Source organism: Streptomyces sp. NPDC005263 (assembly GCF_042872365.1).
In the GTDB taxonomy this organism is placed as follows: Bacteria; Actinomycetota; Actinomycetes; order Streptomycetales; family Streptomycetaceae; genus Streptomyces.
Genome location: NZ_JBIAKJ010000004.1, coordinates 395,111 through 418,144, shown reverse-complemented (window position 1 = coordinate 418,144; position 23,034 = coordinate 395,111). Strand labels below are relative to the sequence as shown.

At 69.4% G+C, this 23,034-nt stretch carries 18 protein-coding genes, 2 tRNA genes and 3 pseudogenes; 11 read left to right on the top strand and 12 right to left on the bottom strand.

Going from position 1 to position 23,034, the window contains the following annotated elements:
- Positions 1-118: 118 nt before the first annotated feature.
- Both ACFYRY_RS20425 and ACFYRY_RS20420 read right to left on the bottom strand, forming a co-directional pair.
- Positions 119-1,060 (bottom strand): annotated as a pseudogene (locus ACFYRY_RS20425) (serine/threonine protein kinase); the annotation flags it as partial.
- Between the two features lie 50 nt (positions 1,061-1,110).
- The gene (locus ACFYRY_RS20420) at positions 1,111-1,506 is read right to left on the bottom strand and encodes an ATP-binding protein (protein WP_389147190.1); all 396 of its coding nucleotides are present in this window, start codon (positions 1,504-1,506) and stop codon (positions 1,111-1,113) included.
- Positions 1,507-1,732: 226 nt separating this feature from the next.
- On the opposite strand from ACFYRY_RS20420, the gene ACFYRY_RS20415 reads away from it, so the two are divergent.
- A complete protein-coding gene (locus tag ACFYRY_RS20415) occupies positions 1,733-2,599 on the top strand; it encodes a helix-turn-helix domain-containing protein (protein ID WP_389148370.1) in 867 nt (288 codons plus the stop codon).
- Complete coding sequence (locus ACFYRY_RS20410) at positions 2,596-2,802, top strand: DUF397 domain-containing protein (protein WP_389147188.1); 207 nt, start codon at positions 2,596-2,598, stop codon at positions 2,800-2,802. The genes ACFYRY_RS20415 and ACFYRY_RS20410 overlap by 4 nt, the downstream gene beginning before the upstream one ends.
- A gap of 377 nt (positions 2,803-3,179) precedes the next feature.
- Here ACFYRY_RS20410 and ACFYRY_RS20405 read toward each other — a convergent pair whose 3' ends face one another.
- Complete coding sequence (locus tag ACFYRY_RS20405; RefSeq protein WP_389147185.1) at positions 3,180-4,145, bottom strand: glycosyltransferase; 966 nt, start codon at positions 4,143-4,145, stop codon at positions 3,180-3,182.
- A 294-nt stretch (positions 4,146-4,439) separates the two neighbouring features.
- Here ACFYRY_RS20405 and ACFYRY_RS20400 point away from each other — a divergent pair, with 294 nt between their 5' ends.
- Positions 4,440-5,015: a TetR/AcrR family transcriptional regulator gene (locus ACFYRY_RS20400; RefSeq protein ID WP_389147182.1), complete on the top strand. Its 576-nt coding sequence runs from the start codon at positions 4,440-4,442 to the stop codon at positions 5,013-5,015.
- A 291-nt stretch (positions 5,016-5,306) separates the two neighbouring features.
- Here ACFYRY_RS20400 and ACFYRY_RS20395 read toward each other — a convergent pair whose 3' ends face one another.
- Positions 5,307-5,681: a DUF6221 family protein gene (locus ACFYRY_RS20395; RefSeq protein ID WP_389147180.1), complete on the bottom strand. Its 375-nt coding sequence runs from the start codon at positions 5,679-5,681 to the stop codon at positions 5,307-5,309.
- A 655-nt stretch (positions 5,682-6,336) separates the two neighbouring features.
- Here ACFYRY_RS20395 and ACFYRY_RS20390 point away from each other — a divergent pair.
- The gene (locus tag ACFYRY_RS20390) at positions 6,337-6,903 is read left to right on the top strand and encodes a hypothetical protein (protein WP_389148368.1); all 567 of its coding nucleotides are present in this window, start codon (positions 6,337-6,339) and stop codon (positions 6,901-6,903) included.
- 161 nt (positions 6,904-7,064) lie between these two features.
- Here the strand turns inward: ACFYRY_RS20390 and ACFYRY_RS20385 are convergent, their stop codons facing one another.
- From ACFYRY_RS20385 to ACFYRY_RS20375, 3 genes are all read right to left on the bottom strand, one after another.
- Positions 7,065-7,406 (bottom strand): hypothetical protein, encoded by a 342-nt coding sequence (locus tag ACFYRY_RS20385; protein WP_389147177.1) that lies wholly within the window; start codon positions 7,404-7,406, stop codon positions 7,065-7,067.
- Between the two features lie 458 nt (positions 7,407-7,864).
- Positions 7,865-7,961, bottom strand: a tRNA-OTHER gene (locus tag ACFYRY_RS20380).
- Between the two features lie 165 nt (positions 7,962-8,126).
- The gene (locus ACFYRY_RS20375) at positions 8,127-8,342 is read right to left on the bottom strand and encodes a hypothetical protein (RefSeq protein WP_389147174.1); all 216 of its coding nucleotides are present in this window, start codon (positions 8,340-8,342) and stop codon (positions 8,127-8,129) included.
- Between the two features lie 387 nt (positions 8,343-8,729).
- Here ACFYRY_RS20375 and ACFYRY_RS20370 point away from each other — a divergent pair, with 387 nt between their 5' ends.
- The 6 genes and pseudogenes from ACFYRY_RS20370 to ACFYRY_RS20345 form a co-directional block, all read left to right on the top strand.
- Positions 8,730-9,194 (top strand): GNAT family N-acetyltransferase, encoded by a 465-nt coding sequence (locus ACFYRY_RS20370; RefSeq protein ID WP_389147172.1) that lies wholly within the window; start codon positions 8,730-8,732, stop codon positions 9,192-9,194.
- Positions 9,195-9,446: 252 nt separating this feature from the next.
- A pseudogene (locus tag ACFYRY_RS20365) lies at positions 9,447-9,728 on the top strand (tyrosine-type recombinase/integrase); the annotation flags it as partial.
- A 655-nt stretch (positions 9,729-10,383) separates the two neighbouring features.
- Positions 10,384-11,028, top strand: coding sequence for an RNA polymerase sigma factor (locus ACFYRY_RS20360; protein ID WP_389147169.1), 645 nt, complete (start codon positions 10,384-10,386; stop codon positions 11,026-11,028).
- Positions 11,025-12,110 (top strand): CU044_5270 family protein, encoded by a 1,086-nt coding sequence (locus ACFYRY_RS20355; protein ID WP_389147167.1) that lies wholly within the window; start codon positions 11,025-11,027, stop codon positions 12,108-12,110. The genes ACFYRY_RS20360 and ACFYRY_RS20355 overlap by 4 nt, the downstream gene beginning before the upstream one ends.
- Entirely contained in the window at positions 12,111-15,539 is a 3,429-nt protein-coding gene (locus ACFYRY_RS20350; RefSeq protein WP_389147164.1) for a S8 family peptidase, read from the top strand.
- Between the two features lie 23 nt (positions 15,540-15,562).
- Positions 15,563-15,936: pseudogene (locus ACFYRY_RS20345) on the top strand (tyrosine-type recombinase/integrase); the annotation flags it as partial.
- Between the two features lie 81 nt (positions 15,937-16,017).
- Here the strand turns inward: ACFYRY_RS20345 and ACFYRY_RS20340 are convergent.
- From ACFYRY_RS20340 to ACFYRY_RS20320, 5 genes are all read right to left on the bottom strand, one after another.
- Positions 16,018-16,090, bottom strand: a tRNA-Arg gene (locus ACFYRY_RS20340).
- Between the two features lie 280 nt (positions 16,091-16,370).
- On the bottom strand, positions 16,371-17,540 hold the full coding sequence (locus ACFYRY_RS20335) for a GDSL-type esterase/lipase family protein (RefSeq protein WP_389147162.1): 1,170 nt from the start codon (positions 17,538-17,540) through the stop codon (positions 16,371-16,373).
- 209 nt (positions 17,541-17,749) lie between these two features.
- Positions 17,750-18,385, bottom strand: a complete 636-nt coding sequence (locus ACFYRY_RS20330) for a response regulator (protein ID WP_389148366.1) — start codon at positions 18,383-18,385, stop codon at positions 17,750-17,752.
- Positions 18,385-19,611: a sensor histidine kinase gene (locus tag ACFYRY_RS20325; RefSeq protein WP_389147159.1), complete on the bottom strand. Its 1,227-nt coding sequence runs from the start codon at positions 19,609-19,611 to the stop codon at positions 18,385-18,387. Before ACFYRY_RS20325 ends, ACFYRY_RS20330 begins: the two co-directional genes overlap by 1 nt.
- A 92-nt stretch (positions 19,612-19,703) precedes the next feature.
- Positions 19,704-20,366, bottom strand: coding sequence for a DedA family protein (locus tag ACFYRY_RS20320; protein WP_389147156.1), 663 nt, complete (start codon positions 20,364-20,366; stop codon positions 19,704-19,706).
- Between the two features lie 409 nt (positions 20,367-20,775).
- Here ACFYRY_RS20320 and ACFYRY_RS20315 point away from each other — a divergent pair, with 409 nt between their 5' ends.
- Entirely contained in the window at positions 20,776-23,028 is a 2,253-nt protein-coding gene (locus ACFYRY_RS20315) for an MMPL family transporter (RefSeq protein ID WP_389147154.1), read from the top strand.
- Positions 23,029-23,034: the final 6 nt, after the last annotated feature.

Here is a 23,034-nt window from a genome sequence, read left to right as displayed (position 1 = left end):
CATCCATGCTGGTCGCAACGCCCCGCACCGCTCGACGGACCGGCCCCGCCCCGCCCCGCCCGGTCCGGTCCGGTTGCGGAGTGATGACCTTGCCCGATGCCGCTTTGTCGGAAGCGGGTCAGGAAGCCGATCCGTCGAGGCCGAGGCGGATCAAGGCGAGTGCCTCGGCGATCTCGGTGGTCATCTCGTCGTCCGGGCCGAACACCATGCACATGTCCTGGTGGAGCGGTTCGAGGACCTGCCGGGCCTCGAGGGCCCGGCCCTGGGCGAGCAGCAGCATCCCGATGTTGTGCCGCAGCTCCACGGCTTCCTCGCTCACGTCGCTGTCGACGGCGCGTACGACGTTCAGCACGCCCTGGAGCGCGGCGAGCGCGTCGGTGACCTGGCCGAGTTCGGCGCGGCACCGGGCCGCCTGGGCGCGGCAGGCGCGGGCCTGCTCGCCGGTGGGTCCGGCGATACGGGCGTACGCGTCCGCGAGGGCGTCGAACTCGGGCAGGGCGGTCCGGTAGTCGCCGCCGAGGAGGCGGATCGCCGCTCACTGGCGGCGCAGCGCCAGGACCTGCTTGCTCTCGGAGCCGAGGGCGAGAGCCGCGGGTTCGATGACCTCGCCGAGCACTTCGGCGGCCTGCGCGAACCGCTCCTCCTCCAGCAGGGCGTCGGAGTGGGCGTACGCCTCCTTGATGTCCTCGCGCAGCCCGCCGGGGACGGGCACCGGCTGGCCCCCCGGGAGGACGCCCGTCGGCGTCGGACCACCGGGTGCGGGAGCCTGGGCGCGGGTGCGGGGCGCGAAGGGGTGACGGAACACGCCCGTCGGGTCGGGCGCGCCGACCGGCCCGACATCGGTCGTGCCAGGCTCCTGGCCTGGCGGCGGGAGGAACGGCAGCAGCCGCGCGTACACCTCCTGCGTGTCGGCGGGCCGCGCCTCGGGCGCCTTGCGCAGCAGGTGCAGGACCAGTAGGTCCCGGTGGATCACCGGCACGTCGTGCGCGTACGACAGCACGGTCGCGACCTGCGCGGCGACGGCGGCCGCCCAGCTGACCGGCAGCGGCCGGCCGGATTCGGGCTCGGGCGTGGCGGTGGGCGACGGGGGCAGGAGGGCGCGGCGGCCGGTCAGTCTCCGGCCGAGGGCAGGACGTACTGCGCCCAGACCGTCTTGCCGGGGCCGTCCCGGCGCGGGTGCCAGTGCCAGCGGTCGGCGAGGTGCTCCACCAGGAGCAGGCCGCGGCCGGTGTCGTGGAGGTCGTTGGGCGTCGCCGCGATGGGTTCGCCGTCGGTGCGGGTGTCGGTGACCTCGATGCGTACGGTCGTGGCGTCGTGGGTGAGCGCGAGGTGGAAGTCGCGGCCGGGGAGTCGGCCGTGTTGGACGGCGTTGGCGGCGAGCTCGGCAACGATCAGCGTCAGCGCGTGGTGCGTGTCGCAGTCGTAGGGGATGCCCCACGCGTCGAGCCGCTGCCCGGCCAGCCGCCGGGCGAGCCGTGCGCCGCGCGGGGTGGAGCTGAAGGGCATCGCGAAGTGGTCTGTGGGGCAGGTGGGTTGACTGATTCGAGAGGGTGCAGCGATCTCGTTGTTCATGCCCGTAACGCTTCCGGTAGTGGCGTAGCGTGACCAGTGGTGACGCACCGTCGTGTTCCGGTTGTACGCGGCGGGGCGGGAGGTGTACGAGGCGCGCTGCGTGACCGGCTCGGGGCGGGCGCGTTGGGCCGGGGAACCGGGCGGGGAGGCGGTGGAGCCGATGGAGTCGGTGGAGCAGGCGGAGGGTCAGGGCGAGCGGGAGGACGCCGGGCCGAGGCCGGAGGACGAGCCGGGCTCGGGTGTGGTGACGGCGTTCGGACGGCAGTTGAAGCTGCTGCGGGTACGGGCAGGCCTGGAACGCCCGGAGTTCGGGAACCTCACGGGCTACGCGGCCCAGTCGATCGCCTCCTTCGAGCAGGGCCGGCGGATTCCCTCCCCGAGGTTTATCGACCGCGCCGACGAGGTGCTGGACGCCGGGGGCATCCTCAAGGCGCTGAAGGAGGAGGTGGGGCGGGCACAGTATCCGGCGTTCTTCCGGGACATGGCGCGGTTGGAGGCGGAAGCGGTCGAGTTGTGCTCGTACGACTCCCACGTGGTCAAGGGCCTCTTGCAGACCGAGGAGTACACGCGGGCGTTGCTCGGCATGCGGCGCCCGCTGCTGGACGAGGAGACGATCGAACTGCGGGTGGCTGCGCGGCTCGCCAGGCAGACGATCTTCGATCGCTGGCCCGCGCCGCTGCTCAGCTTCGTGCTCGAAGAGTCCGTGTTGCGTAAGCCCCTCGGCGGGAAGACAGTGCTGCGAGGGCAGCTCGAACAGCTGCTGCTCATCGGCCAGAAGCGCAATGTGGAGATCCAGGTCATGCCGCTCGACCGTGAGGACAACGCGGGAGTGGACGGCCCGTTCACGGTCCTTACGCGAAAGGGCGGCGAGCAGATCACGTACATGGAGGTCCAGGGGCGCAGCAGCCTGCTGACGGACCGAGATGAGGTACGTCTCGCCGCCGCGCGCTATGGGATCATCCGGTCGCAGGCTCTCACTCCGCGAGAGTCCCTGGGATTCATCGAGAAGTTGCTGGGAGAGCTATGAACACCGCAGAGAGCTCGGCTCTGGAACTCGGCTGGTTCAAAAGCAGCTACAGCGGCGCTGAAGGGGGCGACTGCATAGAGATCGCAGCCGCCGTGCACGCCGTCCACATCCGGGACTCGAAAGTCCGATCCGGACCGTTTCTGACGGTCGCCCCCGACGCATGGGCCGGGCTCGTCCGGCTGGCCGCCGACCAGACCATCTGAGCCGTACATGCGCTAGCCCGTGGGTGCCCAGCCGCACAGGCGGCTGGGCTGCTCGTCTTCGAGACGTGCGGCAATTCGCGCAGGACACCCCGCCTGCTCAGGCTGCCCCTCCGGTCGCCACCTAGGGCCTGTCGTTTGGATCACGCCGCAGACGCGGGGTCTGGCACGCACATCTGCCGCGTTGTCGTCGGTTGCCGACTCCCCCACGCTCGGCTGCGCTCGCGCGGGGGGACCCCCATCGCGTCGACGCCCTCCTCCGCCTTGCAGCTGCACGCGCCAGACCCCGTTCACCGGCATCGACCAGCACCGTCAGTTTCCTGCGGCCTGATCCAAACGACAGGCCCTAGGCCGGACGAGGTTCTCGAACGCCTCGCCGGCTACCTGAACCGCGTCCCCGACGCAGAAGACCCGCGCCGCTCGCCGTACCGGAGCACCGCGGTCTCCAGCATGGGGACGGCCTCGGTGACCGGCGTCATCGTGCTCACCTCCTGCGCCGCCCGTGCGGCGGCGTCCCGGTAGGAGGTGGTGGCCATCATCTTTGCGGCCGCGGGGCCCGAGTCCTCGAAGGCGCTGATGGTCTCGGCGACGCCGACACGGGTGAGGCGTTCGGCGTTCCACGGCTGGTCGGCGTGGAAGGGCCGGACGACCATCGGCGTCCCGGCGGCCAGCGCGGCCAGCATGGTGCCGGTGCCGCCGGCCGATACGAGGACATCGGCCCACGGCAGCACACGGGCCAGCGGCACGAACCCGGCGCGGTGGACGTGACCGACGACGCGCGCCGGCGTGTGGGACCCGGCGATGATCACGTTGAACCCGGCGTCGGCGAGGGAACGTGCCGTCGCCTCCTCCGCCTCGGGCTCGACGACGCTCGTACCGAAGGTCACCAGCGCCCGCGGACGGTCCTCCTCCTCGAACGACGGAAGCTCGAAGACGTCGTCCTCGCGGTCGAACGCGACCGGGCGTACGGGGAACCCATCGGGCTCCGGTTCCTCGCCGTCCTGCCTCAGGAAGGCCGGGTAGGGGTCGAGGTAGACGAGGCGTTCCGTCGGGTGGAGGGAGTACCGGTCGAGCTGCTGCTGCCAGCGCCCGCGCAGCGCGGCCGTCAGCTCGGACGGCACGCTGCCACTGATGCCCAGGGCCGCCCAGGGCACGTCCAGCGCGGAGGCGATCGTCGGCGCGACGTAGTCGAACGGTTCGCACACGATCAGCTCCGGCCGGAAAGCGGTCGCCTCGCGCAGTGCCTCGTCGTAGGTGAGATCAACCCTGGTACCGGCGAACATCTCGACGGCGGCGGGCCCTGGCTGGCTGGGATGCAGTCCCGTGCGCCGCTCGGTCTCCGCCATCTGTCCCTCCAGCGTGGGACCCGCGGTAAGCACCGGGAACGGCCGCAGCAGGGGAGCTGTCTCCGTGTTGCTTAGGATGGCGACCTCATGGCCCGCGGCACGTGCCGCACCGGCCAGAGGCAGTAACGGAAGGGCATGACCACCCGCGGGAACGGCACTGAACAGGATACGCACTGTCACTCCTAAATGAATGAATGCTCACTTTAATTTAGCAGTCGCGTTGATCGGTTCGGTCACTACGCGGGCATGACTGACCGTCATGTCCCGTCATGTCCAGTCAGGCAAGGAGCACTTGTGCCCAGGGTCAGCCAGGAGTACCTGCGTGCCCGCCGCAGCGGCATCGTGGAAGCGGCGCGCGCCGTGTTCGCCGAGAAGGGGTTCGCCGCCGCGCCGATGGCCGCCATCGTCAAGGCGTCGGGGCTGTCGACCGGCACGTTCTACCGGTACTTCCCCAGCAAGGCCGCGCTCGTGGCCGAGATCGTGAGCGGGCGGGACGGCACGGAGGGCGGCGATTTCCCCGCCGACGAGACGCCGGGAGACCTGCTGCGCCGCCTCATGTCCTACGTGACGCCGCCCGGCGCGTCCGCGGAGCACGCGCGCCTGGTCGTCCAGATCTGGGCCGAGGCGTCCACCTCCGAGGAGTTGGCCGCCGTAGCCGTGTCCCGGCACACCTCGCTGCGCGACCATCTGGCGGGCCTGTACGCGAGGCACCGCGAAGACGGCGCCCAGGGCGCGGAGGCGACCGCGGCGGACCGGACCCGGGCCGAGGCGGCCCTGGCCGCGCTCATCGGCTACGCCACCCTCGCCGCCGTCGACGCACCGGCCGATTTCGCGGCGCTCGGCCGCCAGATCGAGACGGCGTTCGCCTGAGCACGACGAGGAGTTGCAGGCCGACACCCGCTGCTGGCCCGCATCTCGACCTTGATGCCGGGCAGTCGAAGACTGCTCCCGCCCAAGGAGGTCCGATGCCCATGACTGCCCCCCTTGCCTACAAGGGGCTCGACCTGATGCCGACGTGGTTTGTCGTCCTGGTCGCGGTGCTGGCTGCGATCGGGATCGTCCTGGCCCGTCGACGGGGACGTTGAGGCTCAGGGTCAGGGTGAAGCTGTCCGGCCCCCCTCCAACCCGTGCCTCTCCAGGCCTCCTGACGGCCCCGCCTCATCAAACGGTGCGAGCCTGAGCGCGGGTGCGGCTCTCGTCCTCAATCGGCTCGACCTCGATCAGCTTCCACTCGGAGTGGAAGTCGGGGTGATCGGCGTACGCCGCTACGAGTTGCTCGATCACCGGCTGGCGGAACCGCATCCACTGTTTGATGACCAGGCCACCTGCGAAGGAGTGCTCCCATTCCCCCAGCTCCCGCTGCGGCGCGAACACCCAGTCCACGAGCCTGCGCTTCGCCTCGACGTCGGCAAGGATCCGGTCGCACAACCTGGCCGCGTCCTCGTTCTTGCCGGGCTTCAGTGCTTTGGCCGCATTTTCGTCTTCACGAAGACGGGCCTTAAGGAACTCCACCATGACATCGAAGTCGTGTCTCATCGCTGTCCCCTTGTCGGTGAACGCTGAGGGGACATCATCCACCCACCCTATGGCGCGCCAGGGCCTCTTGCTGAGGCACGTCGGTTCCTACGCGAGACCATTGGCCAGCCTGCGCCGTTCGCCCCAACACCGCGCTCGACTGTTGCCGTGCCGCGGACAGCGCCTGGCTGACTGTCTTCTCGGCCAAGGGGAGTTCGTGCACGGCCTGATGCGGATGACCCGGCCTAGGGCTCGCTGCGAGGCTGCCCTGGGCCGGAAGAGACCGACGTCCGCTGGGCGGGTGCGTCGATTTCCCCTGTCCTTGTAGTTCCCCGCGCGACCTCTTCGTCCCGAACTCTCGGCCCAGAGGTCGTTGAGGTCGCGATAGCTGTTCAGCTGGCCATTGAAGGGTGCTGGCGGCCAGCTACGGTCGTCGTGGTTGCTGTACTTCGCTGCTGTACCGCAGGGATCAGGGCAGCCGCTCGGCTGGGTGCACTCGGCTGCCTCGGAGCTGGGCCGTAGCTCACCTGAGGCGTCGGATCGCTCGCTCACTGCCGACGCTGCTGTGTACCGGTTGGCGTACGGCGGTGAGATCGCACAGAGCCGTGGCACCGTCGTCCTTCCGTAAGGGAGGATGCAAGAGAGTGCCAACGATGGAGAGCACGATGGGGTGGGGATGAAGCAGGGGGATTCTGAGTCTGTGGTCGGCATCGGTAAGCCGACGGGCCAGGAGGCACGCGAAGCCTGGAGCTCAGAGGCGTACTTGATCCTCGTAGGCGTAGCGCAGACCTACCACGCAGTGATCACTTACAAGGAGTTGGCGGAGGAGATCCAGAACAGGACTGGCATCCGGACCAAGACTCTCCTGCACAACTGGATCGGTCCGATCTTGGGCCGCGTGGTGCGTGAAGCCCACCGTCGCGGGGACCCACCACTGACGGCTCTGGTGGTCCATACAGACGACGGCAAGGTAGGCAGTGGCTACAAGGAAGTTCTGGCGGTCGCTGGAGAGCCGTCGGTAGATGACGAGTTGGAACGCGAGCATCACGCTGCCGACGCCCGCCTGGCTTGCTACCGCCACTTTGGGGCGACCATGCCGCCTGGCGGTGGTGTGCCGGCCCTCGCCCCCAGACTGCAAGCAGCGGTCGAGCGTCGGCGCGAGCGCACTGAAAAGCCCGCCCGGGTTTGTGAGAGCTGCTTTGTCCAACTGCCTTCGACAGGCATTTGCGATTCGTGTGGTTAGTCGACGACTGCTTCGTCCCGAAGCAACTTGGGCGGGCGGCTGGGCTCAGGGCGGTGTGCCTCTCACCTACTGTGATGGTCCGCAGGTGTGCGCGGTTGTCCGCCGCTGTCCGTCGGCATTGTCACGCAGTTGGACACTCACACAGCAAGCTGGCGGGAGCTTCAGTCGCCCGCGAACCACAAGTAGCTGCCTGGGGTAGCCGCGCACTGTTCCAGCATCGTTGTGAGATCGTCCAGCGCAGCGAGCTGATGCTCATCAGCGCAACTCCGCCTCAAGCCCTGGATCTCTTGGCGTGCGGCCGCGGCCTCTTGCTCGTTCATCAACGTGTCCCCGTACAGATCGACGGTGGTGAGCCTCCCGGATACTCCAAGGAGCTGGAGCGAGCCGAGTGCATCGGCCAGCGCGTCGCCGTGCCCGAAGGAGCTCCGCAGGAGTGTTGCGCGGGACTTGCGCCAGTTGTTACGTGCCGGCCGTGACGAATGCAGCTCCAGATCAATCCCCATGCTTCATGATGACGCGCTGCACTGCTGCACAGCCACAACTGATCACCGAGGCCGTGACCTGCGGTCGCCTAATCGATCAATGTCCTGACCTGCTGCTGAGCTGTCAGTAGCTGTCGACGTTGGTCATCGTTGAGCGCCCTTCCACGGCCCCAGGACGGCCTGGGAGGGCGCTCGTGCGTCTTGGGGAGACCTCTCCTTTACGGCGGATGGGATCTGCCGCGTCGACGCCCAAGCCGCACGGCGAAGCTCACGCGCCGCGCTGATCTACCAGCACATGACCAGCGACCGTGAACGGGCCATTCCGATCGGCTCGGGGCCATGACCGGCAAGGGCGGGGGAGGCCAGCAGACAGGAGTGATGTGGCATCCGCGTGGCATTAGTGGCAAGCGTGGCGCGGCCTCGAACACGACGAAGGGCCAGCCGGGGAGGAAGCTCCTCCTGAGCTGGTCCTTTCTCTGTGCCCCCGGCAGGATTCGAACCTGCGACACCCGCTTTAGGAGCGAGGATGGGCGATTGCAGGCGTCACCTGCGGGATCCCTTGCCTTGGGAACAGGCCGACGGTACCCCTGGCCAACTCCAATTCCCCGTGAGTCCCCCTGCGTTCTGGCACGAGAGTGGCACGGCCAGGGGACCGAGCCACGCCCCCTCGATGCGAACCACGGGCGGCGAGGTTGCTGAGGTCTCCCGGCCTGGCCACAAGGAGTACTGCGGTGTCCATGGCTAGGGGCGATAGTGGTCGCGCGCGGTTGGCAAGATGCCGTCGACTGCGCCGGCGTTGTAAGTCGCACGGTCCTTGTGCGCTTGCACCCGCCGTGCTTGCTCGATGAGGAGTCCGTCAGCGTTCTCCGTGCTCCGGTTTTCTCGTCGTAGGAGTACGAAGATCAACGTTAGCGCTGCCGCCAGCAGGAGACCAAACAGGATGCCAAGCTCGATCATGGAGACTCCCCCGGTTCTGTGCGCTGGCGATAGCGAACACTCAGGATAGTGATCGAACTGACGGTGGCACAGATTGCATCCCCAAGCTTGGTCAGCACGCAACGCGAAACCTGTCAGTCAGCCCACGTGATCGACGGAGTCTCAAAGTCCAGGTTGAGGCATCATCGATCTTGAAAACCGTCCTGGGCCGCGATGTCACCGTGGGTTCAAATCCCACACCCAGCGCAGGCGAACGGCCCCACCAGGCAAGGGCCATTGTGCTGCTCGCCGTCCGCGATAACCGTCGTTTCCCGGTGCTCCCCGCTGTATCGGGCACGGCTGCTTACACGGCAGGTCGGAAACCATTGGCCCCGGGAGTGTCAGTGGCTGGTGGCAGACTCCGTCGGCATGAGTGATCAGGTGCGTTTAAGAGACGTTGAACCGGTCGATCTGGAGGAGTTCTTCTCGCAGGAGCACGATCCTGAGGCCATACAACGGTCGAAGTTCCCGCCCCGGAAACGGGAAACCTTCATGACCCACTGGACGACGAAGGTTCTTGGAGATCCCACCAACTTCGTGCAGGCCATCACCGTCGACGGAGAACTGGCGGGCAACGCGGTGGCATGGTGGGACGACGGGCGGCGCTTCATCGGGTACTGGCTCGGCAGGCAGTACTGGGGCCGGGGGATCGGCACGCGGGCACTGGCGCTCTTCCTGGAGCGGGAGAAGGCTCGTCCCCTGCACGCCGATCCCTTCGTCGGGAACACTGGCTCGGTGCGACTGCTGGAGAAGCACGGCTTCCGGCGCACCGAGACGGTCTGGTACGGCGAGCATGAGCACATCATGTTGGTGCTCGACGAGAACCCCGTCTAAGCCCACCACTCACCGCAGCTCCCGTCCCGTGCGCCGTCGACCCACACACAGTGGAGCGAGCGTGGTCCATGGCGTCCAGGTGGAGCGCGCTACTGTTCGAACGACCTGGACGCCATGGGCCGCATCTGCTCGGCTCTGCCCGGGGCGACGGTGAACGGGATGAGATCACTCCACGCACGCCACTGCTGCCCTGCGTCGGCGCCGGCGCCCCTCCATCCCGGTGCCGGCCGATCCTCCGCCGGAGGCACTGTCACCCGGAACGGCCGTCCGGTCGAGCCGCGCAACGTGTACCGCTCTTTCACCCGCGTCGCCCAGTCCGCCGGCCTCCGCGTGATCCGGCTGCACGATGCCCGGCACGGGTGCGCCACGCTGCTCACCGCTGCCGGGGTGGCTCCCCGCGTCGTGATGGAGATCCTCGGGCACAGCCAGATCAGCATCACCATGGACGTGTACACGCACGTCGTGCAGGACACCAAGCGCGAGGCCATCAGCCACATGGATCGACTGCTCAAGAGGCGGCCCGGTCGTGAGTGACCGCCCTCGTTGATGTCAGAAGTGGATGTCAAAGGCCCCGGACCATGATCGGTCCGGGGCCTTTCGCCTGGTGCCCCCGGCAGGATTCGAACCTGCGACACCCGCTTTAAGAGAGAGGCTGGGCTGCACGGCAGGTGACCTGCGGCTTCGCTGGTTGAGCTTGCGGACACGGATGCATTCGCCAGCTACCCTTGTTGACCGCTGCTGACCCTTGTATCCGGCACGGCTGTGGCACGGCACATCTTCGCCCTGAAGCAGCTCAGACAAGGCCTACGCGCGAAGCCATCCAAGCGAAGGCATCGGCTGTTCGGGTAGCCAGCGATGCGATCCGCCAAGCATCGGTTGTGTCTGTCCAGCCATCTAGGGTGGCGCTGCGCGCGCCATGCTCAGCGCCTTGGTCATGGAAGAGGGTGAACCTGTAGACCCTGCCGTCCTCGGAGATGACTTGACCATCCTCGTGATCGGGTCCCTCCTGCAAGAGGTCGACGACTATCGTTCGGTCCGGATCGAGCCCCTGGCCCTTCAGGATGTCCCGCAACCGGCTCCACAGGGCGTGGTCGCTGGTCCGCAGGAGTTCGGTGTACTGAACGACAGTGCTTGACACCATGTGACGTGTCTCACCGGAACTCGCCCGCGCCGTACGTCAGTTCAAGACGTGACCACAGATATGCGAACCCGGGTGCGAAACGGAGATCCGGACGCCTTCGCGGAACTCTTCGACGAGTGCGCCCGCGCGGTGTACAACCACGCCTTCCGGCTGACCGCCGACTGGTCGCTGGCCGAGGACGTGATGTCGACGACCTTCATGGAGGCGTGGCGGCGCCGGGCCTCGGTCGAGGCCGAAGGCGGCTCGCTGCGGCCGTGGCTGCTGGGCATCGCCACCAACGTCGCCCGCTCCCACCACCGCAGCAACCGCCGCTACCGCAACGCGGCGAGCGCCGCGGCAGCCGCGCACGCCACCGAGGAACGGGTCGAGGACCACGCCGAGGAGACCGCCGGACGCCTGGACGACCGGCGCCGTATCAACGCCACGCTCGCCGCCCTCAGCCTGCTCAAGCGCCCCGAGCGTGAGGTCCTGACGCTGTGCCTGTGGGAGGGGATGGAGTACGCCGAGGCGGCCCGCGCCCTCGGCATCCCGGTCGGCACCGTCCGCTCCCGCCTCTCCCGCGCCCGCGCCAAGCTGCGCAAGCTCGCCGATGCACAACTGCTCGTAGAAAAACGGGAACCCATCGGCACGAACCGGCAGATAACAGGTGATCGCGGATACGCGGTCCGGTCCGCACAGGAAGGAAACCGATGAACGCCAGCCCCTCCCACCGGCCCCACCCGGCCGAGTGGACGGAGACGCAGAGTCTGCTGCCCTCCGCCGAGCGGGATCTGCCGGCGGGCCGCCACCAGTTCCACAAGGAGCAGATGATGGCCCGGATCCACGAAGACCTCCGCACCTCCTCCCCTACGCCCGCCACCTCTCCGGTCGCGCCCGTGAAGCGCTCCAACCCGTTCCTGCGCCGTACGATCCTCCTGCCCGCCGCGGCCTTCGCCCTGGCCGGCGCGGTCGCGGGCGGCCTCGCCCTCACCGGCGGCGGAACCGACGGCGGCAGGACCGCCCTGGCCACCGGCCCCGCACTAACCACCAGGATCGGCGCCGCCGACGCCAAGGGCGCCCCCCAGCTCCTCGAACGCATCTCCCTGGCCGCCGCCGACACCTCCGCGCCCACCCCGCGCAAGGGCCAGTACATCTACATCGCCTCGAAGGTGGCCGACACCCACATCAAGACCGTCGGCGACAAGAGCGAGGTGGTCAGCGACGAGCTGCACTCCCGCCAGGTCTGGAACTCCCTCGACGGCAGGGACGGCTGGCTGATCGAGGCCGGTGAGACCAGCGACAAGGGCATCACCCTGAAGAGCGACGTCCCGTTCAGCGGCGCCTACAACGCCCTGGCCGCGCTGCCGACCGACCCCGACGCGCTGCTCCAGCGGATCTACCGTGCCTCGGACGCCAACCGGGACCCCGAAGTCCCGCGCGACCAGGCCGCCTTCGTCGCGATCGGCGATCTGCTGTTCGAGAGCTACCCGCCCGCCGAGGTCGGCGCCGCCCTCTACAAGGCCGCTGCCAAGATCCCCGGCGTCGTCGCGGTGGATGACGCGGTCGACGCCACGGGCCGGCACGGGGTCGCGATCGCGCGGGAGAACCCCGCCGACGGCGAGCGCACCGAGTGGATCTTCGACAAGAAGACCCTGCGGTTCCTCGGCGAGCGCATCGTGGTGGTCAAGGCCACGGCGGGCAATCCCCTGAAGGTCGGTACCGTCACGGGCACCAGCGCGATCACCGAGCGCGCGGTCGTCGACGCCGCCAAGCAGGTCCCCGGGCAGGTGGGCTGAATGCGCGACAGAACCGCAAGCGCCTCGCTGGCCACCCTGCTGGTGGCGGGGCTCATGACGGGTGTCTCGGTGGCGGCCACGGGCTCCGGCCTCGGCGTACGGACGCAGGACACCGCCACGGTCGCGGCGCCCGGCAGCTCCGTCCTCGTCGCGGCGCCCGGCAGCCCTTTCCTCGGCGCGCGGACCGCCGGCTCCGCCTCCGCGGCCGGCCGGTACGTCACCCTCCTCACCGGCGACCGGGTCCGGCTGGACGCCCGGGGCCGGGTGACGGGCGTTCGGCAGGCACCGGGCCGTGAGCACGTCCCGGTGTCCGTGCGCGGCGTCGGGGGTGATCAGTACGTCGTTCCCGCCGACGCCGCCGCCCTGATCGGCCAAGGCGTCCTGGACATGCGGCTGTTCGATGTCAGCGGCCTGATACGCGCCGGCTACGACGACACCCGGCGCGGCACGCTCCCGCTGATCGTGTCGTACGAGGGCAAGTCCGCCCAGCGCAGGAGCACCCAGAAGTCACTGGTCGCGGACGCGGACGCCACCGTGAGCCGGGAGCTGCCCAGCGTGGCGGGCGCCGCGATCACCGTGCCCAAGGCCGGGGCCGACGACATGTGGCAGGCCCTCACCGAGGAGCAGGGAGTCGCGCGGGTCTGGCTGGACGGCCGCTTCAAGGCGCCGGCGGACGAAGAAGGCGCGAAGTCCGGGGAGGCGGGCGGGGATGCGGGCGGCGGCGTCGCGCAGATCGGCGCCCCGGCCGCCTGGGCGGCCGGATACGACGGCAAGGGCGTCAAGGTCGCCGTCCTGGACACCGGCGTCGACACCGCACACCCGGACCTCGCCTCGGCGGTGAAGGCCTCGAAGAACTTCACCGGCACCGGCAGCACTGACGACATGGCGGGCCACGGCACCCATGTGGCCGCGACGATGGCGGGCTCCGGCGCACGGTCCGGCGGCCGGTACAAGGGCGTCGCGCCCGGTGCCGGGATCCTCAACGCCAAGGTGCTGGACGACAGCGGCGAGGGCAGCGACTCCAGCGTCATCGCCGGCCTGGAGTGGGCCGCCGGGCAGGGTGCCAAGGTGGCCAACCTCAGCCTGGGCCAGGAGGACACCCCGGGGGAGGACCCGGTCGAGGCGGCGGTGAACGCCCTCTCGAAGAGCACCGGCATGCTCACCGTCGCCGCGGCCGGCAACGAGGGCCCCGACGCGGGAACCGTCGACTCCCCGGGGGCCGCGGAGTCGGCGCTCACCGTGGGCGCCGTCGACGGCGAGGACCGGCTCGCCGACTTCTCCAGCACCGGCCCGACCGCCGACAGCGAGCTGAAACCGGACCTCACGGCGCCGGGCGTGGCCATCGTCTCGGCGAAGGCGGCGCACGGCCACATGGGCGACCCGGCCGCCGACGGCTATGTCGCCATGTCCGGTACGTCGATGGCGACGCCGCATGCCGCGGGGGCGGCCGCGATCCTCGCCCAGCGGCACCCCGACTGGACCGGCACACGGATCAAGCAGGCGCTCACCGCGTCCACCACCCCGACCACCGGCACCACCGGCTACCAGCAGGGGACGGGCCGGCTCGACGTGTCCCGGGCACTGGAGGGGGCGGTGGCGAGCGAACAGACCTCCGTGTCCTTCGGCAAGCAGCTGTGGCCCCACACCGACGACCGGCCGGTCACCCAGCACATCACCTACCGCAACGACGGCGACCACCCCGTCACCCTGGACCTGACGGCCACCGCGACCGGCCCCGGAGGCAGCACGGCCCCCGAAGGCATGTTCACGCTGAGCACCACACAGCTCGCCGTCCCGGCGGGCGGCACCGCCGACGTCGATCTCACCGCGGACACCCGCGTCGAGGCGGCGGACGGCACCTACTCGGGCGCGCTGGTCGCCACCGCGCGGAACGGCGCCGACCCCGCGGCCGCCGACCCCGCCGCCGTACGGACCGCCTTCGGCGTCGTACGCGAGGCCGAGGCACACGACCTCACCCTGAAGTTCCTCGACCGCGGCGGCCGGCCCGTGAGCGCTCCGCTGACCGAGATCCTCGGGTACTCGGGCACGTACTGGACCACGAACCTCGAGGACTCCGAGCAGACCTCCAAGGGCGTGTACCGGGTGCGGGTCCCGCGCGGCGACTACGTCGTGGACACCGTGATGGACGACGCCAGGGGCACCTCCGCGCTGGTCCGGCCGCGGCTCTCGCTGACCGGGGACACCACGGTCGTCTTCGACGCGCGCAAGGCGAAGCCGGTCCGGATCACCGCGCCGCAAGGCGCGAAGATGTCCGACGGCCAGCTCAACCTCGCCGTGGGCACCGGAGACACCGGGAGCGAACCGCACAACAGCACCCTGTTCTGGGGAACGTTCAAGAACCTGCGCACCGCGACCCTGGGACCGACCGCCCCTCCCGGGAGGCTCAGCACGCAGCTCGGCGGCCTGTGGCAGAAGGGCAGCACCACCTACCACCTGCTCCACAACCTGCCCGACCGCTTCCCCACCGGCTATCGGCACACCACGCGCATGAACGAACTGGCCCTGCTGAAGCGGAACTTCGGCTCGTCCGTCGCGCACCGCAAGGGCATCGTCAACGTCCTGTGGAGCGGCCCCACCCTGTCGCTGGGCACGGTGAGCGACCCCTTCCCGCTGCCGACGACCGCGAAGATCTACGTCACCACGCCCAAGGGCTTCAAGTGGACGGCCAACCTGGGCCAGCGAAACGCCTCCGGAGATGACGAGGACGTCTTCTACGGCACGGAGAGCGCGAGGTCGTACCAGGCGGGCCGGACCTACGCGGCCACGTACAACGTCGGTGTCTTCAGCCCGATCACCGGCGGCCCGTTCGGCGCACAGCGCGACGGCGACACCCTGGACCTGTGCGTCCCCGACCTCGCCGACGGGAGCGGACACCCCGCCTTCTCCACAGCGAAACGCCACACCACGGTCACCGCGGACGGCCGCACCCTGCTCGACAACGACGGCGACCTCTGCCAGACCGTGGAGAAGCTCCCGTCCGTCCCGGCCCGCTACACGATCCGAACGAACCTGACCCGCCCGCCAGGCGTGGCCACGACCACGAGCCGCCTGACAGCGGCCTGGACCTTCACGTCCAGCCCGTCCGGCTCCGGCTCGCTGCCCCTCTCCACGGTCCGCTTCCACCCGAAGCTGACCCCGACCGGCACGGCCCCCGCGGGCCGCCGCACCACGATCCCCCTCTCCCTCCAGGGCCCGGCGGCCACTGACCTGAAATCCCTGACGGTGAAGGTCTCCTACGACGCCGGCAAGACCTGGTCCCCCGCCCCGATGACCACCACCCACGGCAAAAGGACCCTCACCCTGACCCACCCGGAAAACGCCCGCTCGGTCTCCCTCAAGTCCACCCTGACCGACACCACCGGCAACACCTACGCGGTGACGATCCTGAAGGCGTACCTCCTGACCTGAGGTGGTCCAGACACTCCTCGACACTCCTCGACGCGGTCACGCACCATCTGGAGCACTTCGCCGCTGCCGACCGCGACACACGTCTTCGTCGGTCCGTAGAGGCGGGCAACTGCGGCGGAGGGACGACTGGTTGAAGGCTCGGAATGCTGCGGGCGTCACGGCCGAGCTGCACTTCCACGACCTTCGGCACACTGGCAACACGCTCGCCTCCACGGCCGGAGCCAGCACCCGGGAGCTGATGACCCGCATGGGCCACAGCAGCTCGCGCGCCGCACTGATCTACCAGCACATGACCAGCGACCGGGACCGAGCCATCGCCGACCGGCTTGGGGCCATGAACCGAGGCGGTGAGGGAGCGGCCTCTGAGCCCTCCGATAAGGACCCCGCAGGCCCGTAGTGGCACGCCTGTGGCACGGCACCTGAAACGGCTAAGGGCCAGCCTGGGAGGGAAACCCTCCTGAGCTGGCCCTTCTGTCTGTGCCCCCGGCAGGATTCGAACCTGCGACACCCGCTTTAGGAGAGCGGTGCTCTATCCCCTGAGCTACGAAGGCGGGGTTTGTGAAACCTAGCTCGTGATGCGCTGAAACCGCTTCAGACCAGGTCTTTCTGTCAAGTTCTGAGCGTCCTGAAGTTACGTCTGCCGCGTGCGTTGGGCGGACCCAGGGGCATGCGGCAGCGCCCGCCAAGGCGCTCGATCCACAGCGTACCGGATCAGGGGTCGGGAGGGTGCGGGTGCTGTGGGTTGGTGGTAAGGCGGGCCGGCGGTGGGGCTCGGCAGCGGGGTGGGTCCGTCGTAGTGGGCGCGGCGGGGCTGATGGGGTTGTGGGCGGGTTAATGGGCGAAGGGGCTGTCCTCGCCGAATGCGAGGCGGGCGAAGTTCTGGCCGATGCGGCGGTGGCCCTCGGGGGTGGGGTGAATCTCGTCGGGGTGGGGTGCTTCGGCGTAGTCCTTCTCGCCGTAGAGGTCTCGGCCGTCGAGGTAGTGGAGGTTCGGGTCGTCGGACTTCCGCTGTTCGACGGTTCGGGCGAGTTCCTCGCGGATGATGTTGAGGGTCAGGCGGCCGGCGGCGCGTTCGGCGGGGTCGCCGGTGGCCTTGAAGCGCAGGGTTCGGCCGTCGAAGTCGGGTGCGAGGGGGCCGGGGGTGTCCTCCTGGACCGGGCACAGGATGGGGGACACGACCAGCAGCGGGGTGGTCGGATGGCCCTCGCGGATGGTGTCGAGGAAGCCGTGGACACCCGGGGTGAAGGCCCGCAGGCGCATGACGTCGGCGTTGACGATGTTGATGCCGATCTTGAGGCTGATCAGGTCCGCGGGGGTGTCCCGCATCGCGCGGGCGGTGAAGGGGTCGAGCAGGGCACTGCCGCTGAACCCCAGGTTGACCAGTTCCACGCCGCCCTGGGCTGCGGCCAGGGCCGGCCAGATGGCGGTGGGGTGGGTGGCGTTCGAGCCGTGGCTGATGGAGCTGCCGTGGTGCAGCCACACCCTGCGCCCTTGGGGTGCTGCCGGTGCGAGGGGAGCGTTGGTGCGCAGGGCGATCAGTTCGGTGATCTCCGTATGCGGGAGCCAGATCTCCACGCTCTTGTCGTGGGCGGGCAGGTCGGTGAAGCGGGCGGTGCCGGAGGGGCCTTCGTGCAGTTCGGCGGACTGGGTGACCATGTCTGTGACCGTGCGGACGTTCCCGCCGGGCACTGTGGTCTGGGCGGTGAGACGACCATCGACCAGCAGGTCGTAGACGCCGTCCGCGGGGGCCGGGAAACCTCGGTAGACCCGCTTGGTGGGCAGCGTGTCGAGTTCGATGGTGGTGGCTCGGGTGCGGAAGGCCAGGCGCACGCCGGAGGGCTGGGACTCGGCTACGGCCAGCTGGTCGTCGGGGATCTGCCGACGAGAGCGAGCGGGCAACCGGTGCGGCAGCAGGCCGTGCGCGGTCGGTTCCAGGTCGAGGTGGCCGCGCAGGATGTCCTCGGTGACAGGGGTGGTGATCCAGTGGTGGTCAGTGCTCATTGCTTGTTGTCCCAGCCTTGTGATCAGGGTTTCCGGACCCGAACCGCGTGCGGCTGGTCCGGTTCCGGGTTCCGACTCCGGCTCTGGCTCCGAGAGGTCGTAGCCGCGCAGGATGCCCGCGTGGCCGCCCGTGTAGGCGATAGTCCATGGTGAACTACCTAATAAGTTTAGGCAAATGGCGAAGGTGTGACGTCCTGTACGCCGGCGCCCTACGACTCCAGATACCTCAGGACCGCCAGGATCCGTCGGCTGTAACCGGTGGTGTGCGACAGGTCCAGCTTGTCGAAGATCGTGTTGAGGTTCTTTTCCACCGCACTCACCGAGATGTGCAGCTTCTGCGCGATCGCCGTGTTGGTGTGCCCCTGGGCCAAGGCATCGAGGACACTGCGTTCGCGGGGCGTGAGGCGGGTCAGCGGATCTCCGTGCGTCGTGCGGATGACCAACTGCCGCACGACTTCGGGGTCGATGGCAGCGCCGCCCGACTGAACGCGTTCCAACGCGTCCAGGAACTCCTCGACTTGGGCGACGCGGTCCTTGAGGAGGTATCCCACGCGTTCCACGTTGGAGGCCAGCAGTTGCGCCGCGTAGTTGCGCTCGATGTGCTGAGACAGCACCAGTACGCCGGTCTCCGGCCACCGTTCCCGGATCTCCAACGCCGCACGCAGCCCCTCGTCGGTGTGTGTCGGCGGCATCCGAATATCGAGGACGACGACGTCGGGTCGCCGTGAGGCCATCTCCGTCAGCAGGGCGTTGGCGTCACCGAACGCGCCCAGGACCTCGTGCCCCTCCTCGAGGAGGAGCCGGACCAGCCCCTCACGCAGCAGGGTCGAGTCCTCGGCGATCATCAGGCGCATGGCAGTTCCGCGGTGATGGTGGTGGGTCCCCCTTCGGGGCTGTCGACGTGCAGGACGCCATCGAGCGCGGCCACCCGGCTGCGCAGTCCGCTCAGTCCGCTGCCCGTGGGCTCCGCGCCGCCTGCGCCGTTGTCCTGGATCCGCACCGTGAGCACCCTGCCACGGAGCACCACCCGCACCGAGATGGCTGTGGCGCCGGAGTGTTTGGCCGCGTTGGTCACGGATTCCGAGACGACGAAGTACGCGGCGGTCTCCACTGGTTGAGGCAGCTCCGCGGTGACGTCGAACTCCGTGCGGACGGGGATGCCGCACCGCTCGGACACTCCGCCCAGCGCCTCCTCGAGCCCCAGACTGTCCAGCGCCGAGGGATAGATCCGCCAGGTCACTTCGCGCAGTTCGGCGAGGATGTTCTGGCACTCCTGGTGTGCCTGGCGCAGCAGGGTGTCCGCCTGCTCGGGATCGCGTCCCCGGCGTGCCCGGCCGAGCAGCATGCCCAGCGCCACCAGGCGCTGCTGGATCCCGTCGTGGAGGTCCCGTTCGATCCGCCGGCGTTCGACGTCCACTGCTTGCACGACTCCTGCCCGGCTGGTGGCCAGTTCATGGATGCGTTGCTGCAGCAGTTCCCGTTCGGAGGGGCCGAAACACTCGTGGGCGATGCGCGCGTCCAGGGTGACGAGTGAGTGGAGTCCCTGGACGTCGAGGAAGAGCAGCACACTGCCGAGGAGCACCTGCATGAGCAACTCGTCCCAGTGAAGGGTCCCCTGGGCCATTCCTCTGACGAGCAGCCCCGCCAGGACGATGCCGAAACCCAGCAGTCCGATCACGACGCCGCACAGCAGCCCCGTATAGCTGCGGACCGCCAGATAGCGAAGGATCTTCTGGTCGGACGTCTTGTAGTGCTCGGGAAAGCGGTCGCCGAAGAAGGCCGCCCGGCGCATCCGTTCCAGGGTCGTCAGTCGGCGGGCTCCGGTGACCAGGATGCTGAGCGCGCTGGTGCGGGTGGGCGGCCACAGCAGGAAGGGGCCGAGGGCGGTGCCGACGAGGAGGAAGTAGAGGAAACCGAGCAAGGCCGTGACACAGCCGAGCAACGTACCGGCGCACCGGCGCGGCCAGGGGGCCGGCAGGATCGCGGCGTCGCCCTCGCCCTCGCCGGAGTCGTCCTGTCCCGGTGAGCCTGGCAGGTGATGGGCGCTGATGCCCGCGGAGTCCCCCTGCACGGGGGCTGAGACTAGTGCGGTCGTACAGCCGGAGCAAGATCGCTCGGGCCGCGCGCTGGACGGGACCCATGTGCCCAGGTGCCAGTGGCTGTTCATGAAGCGCGGCGGTGCCGGGCCTGGTTGCGGCTGCGGAGCCGTACGGCCACGTACACCGCGAGGGCGAGGACGACCAGAACCAACACCCCTTTGGAGACGACACCGACGTAGGTCTCCACCGCTTCCCACTGGTCGCCCAACCAGTAACCGGCCATCACCAGGACGGCGTTCCAGATCAGGCTGCCGAGTGTGGTCAGCATGACGAACACGGGCAGAGGCATGCGCTCCACCCCGGCGGGGACGGAGATGAGGCTGCGGAAGATCGGAACCATCCGGCCGAGGAAGACCGCTTTGGTGCCGTGCTTCGCGAACCAGTCCTCCGTGCGCTCCAGGTCGGAAGGCTTCACCAGCGGCAGTTTCGCCCAGATCGCGTGCATGCGGTCACGGCCGAAGAGCATGCCGATCCCGTAGAGGACCAAGGCTCCCGCAACCGAGCCGAGCGTCGTCCAGAACAGAGCCGAGGCCAGAGTGAGGACGCCCTGCCCGGCGGCGAATCCGGTCAGTGGCAGGATCACCTCGCTCGGCAGCGGCGGGAAGAGGTTCTCCAGCGCGATGGCCAGGCCGGCTCCGGGGCCACCCATGGTGTCGACGAGGTCGGCGGCCCAGCCCGCGATGCCGTCGGCGGGTTCCTGAGGCAGAGCCAAGGACGCGAGGTGCATGTGAGTCTCCAAGCTGACGGGCCGGCCGTCCGGCCGTCCGGGCCGACGCCCCGACTGCCCACCACGCTAGAAACCACAGGTCAGCGGCGGTATGAGGATGACCGTCAGGTCATGTGTGGTTGCCCGCACCGGACACCCTGCGGAAAACCGCACCCGTGCCGGACACCCTGTGGAAAGCCGCACCCGTGCCGGAACATCGCACCCGTGCCGGACACCACACCAACCCCCGTCCCACGTCGTCCGTCGCCCCTAGTGCGCAGGCACCAGGACAGACGGCCGCCTGGTCCGGCCGCACCAGGGCAAGACGGCTGCGGGGGACGATGCCCGGCGAGGCGCCGGAGGGAAGTGTGGGAGGCGCGCGGGATCTCGCGTATTCCCCTTGCCCCAGTGGCGTCTGGAGTGATGAGCGGTGGCGACTTTTCTGTACCGGATCGGACGGTGGGCCTTCCGGCGGCGGAGGCTCGTGGGTGGTCTGTGGCTGGGTGTCCTGGTGCTGGCGGTCGCCGCCGCCGCGATGGCGCCTGCCGGGGAGGAAGAGGAACTCTCCATGCCCGGCACCGAGTCGCAGAGGGCGTTCGACCTGCTGGACGAGCGCTTCCCCCAGAGCAACTCGCAAGGTGCCGAGGCTCGTTTGGTGTTCCAGGCGCCGGACGGGCAGCGGGTGACGGCCAGTCGGAACAAGGCGGCCGTCGAGGACGCGCTCGGCTCGCTGGGCGGGGGCGATCAGGTCGCGTCGACCACCGACCCGTATGAGACCGGCGCGGTCAGCGAGGACGGCACCATCGCCTACTCCACGATCACCTACAGCGCGGACGCCGTCGACCTGACCGAGCCGACGAAGAGCGCTCTGGAGGACGCCGCGAGCCAGGCCCGGGACGCGGGGCTGACCGTGGAGATCGGCGGCTCGGCCCTGGAATCGGAGGAGGAGCCGGGCGGTACGACGGAGATCGTGGGCGTGGCGGTGGCGGCGGTGGTGCTGGTGCTCGCCCTCGGGTCGCTGGTCGCGGCCGGACTGTCGCTGCTGACCGCCCTCGTGGGCGTGGCCATCGCCTTCGGCCTGGTCTCCGCGCTGGCCGTGCCGCTGGGCCTGACGTCCACCGTCGCCATTCTGGCGCTGATGCTGGGGCTCGCGGTCGGCATCGACTACGCGCTCTTCATCACCTCCCGCTTCCGCGACGAGCGCGCCCAGGGCAACGAGCCGGAGGAGGCCGCGGGGCGGGCGGTGGGCACGGCCGGGTCCGCGGTCGTCTTCGCCGGCGCGACCGTCTTCATCGCGCTGGTCGGCCTGGGGGTCGTCGGAATCCCCGAACTCACCAAGATGGGCCTGGGCGGTGCGGGCGCCGTGGCCCTCGCGGTACTCGTCGCGCTGACCCTGGTGCCCGCGCTGTTCGGCTTCTTCGGCCGGCGGATACTGTCCCGCGCCGTCCGCAAGGCCACCCGGCCGGGAAGCGAGCGCCCGCATCCGGCTTACGGCGCGGACGGCCGGCCGGGGCTGGGCACCCGCTGGGCACGGTTCGTGCTGCGTCGGCCGGTGGCCGTGCTGTTGACCGCCGGACTCGGTCTCGGCGCCGTCGCCCTGCCGGCGCTCAGCCTCGAACTCGGGCTGCCCGGCGACGAGTCCAAGTCGGTGCAGACCACCGAGCGCCGCGCCTACGACCTGCTGTCGGAAGGCTTCGGCCCCGGCTTCAACGGCCCGCTGACCGTGGTCGTGGACATGCCGGAGTCGGAGTCTGCGGGCATCCGGGAGACCACGGACCGGGTCGTCAAGACCGTACGGGGAGTTGACGGCGTCGCGTCGGTAGGCGACCCGGTGCTCAGCCGGGCCAACGACACCGCCGTCCTCACCGCCGTGCCGCGGACCGCGCCGAACAGCGGTGAGACCAAGGACCTGGTGCACGCGATCCGGGACGCGGTCTCGGGCGTCGAGGCCGACACGGGCGCCGGCATCCTGGTGACCGGCACCACCGCGATGAACATCGACATCTCCGAAGCCATGTCCGACGCCCTCATTCCCTATCTGACCGTGGTCATCGGCCTGGCGGTGGTCCTGCTGATGGTGGTCTTCCGTTCCCTCCTGGTCCCGGTCAAGGCCGCGCTCGGCTTCCTGCTGTCGGTGGGTGCCGCCTTCGGTGTCCTCGTCGCCGTCTTCCAGTGGGGGTGGGCGGCGGAACTGATCGGGATCGAGCAGACCGGACCGGTCATGTCGCTGATGCCGATTCTCATCATCGGCATGGTCTTCGGCCTCGCCATGGACTACGAGGTCTTCCTCCTCACCCGGATGCGGGAGGCGTACGTCGTCCACGGCGCGTCACCCGGCGAGGCCATCGTCACCGGGTTCAGGCACAGCGGACGTGTGGTGGCCGCCGCGGCGATCATCATGATCAGCGTGTTCGCCGGATTCATCGGGATGAGCAACCCGACCATCCAGACGATGGGCGTCGGCCTGGCCGCCGCGGTCGCCTTCGACGCCTTCGTGGTCCGGATGGCCATCGCACCCGCGGTGCTGGCACTGCTCGGCCACCGGGCCTGGTGGCTGCCCCGTATTCTGAACCGTGTGCTGCCACATGTGGACATCGAGGGCGAGGCACTGAGCGGGAAGGCCCCGGCCTCCGCGACCCAGACGGTCACAGCCGTGCGGCGGCTCCCCGTCGGCCGGGACTGAGCGGGC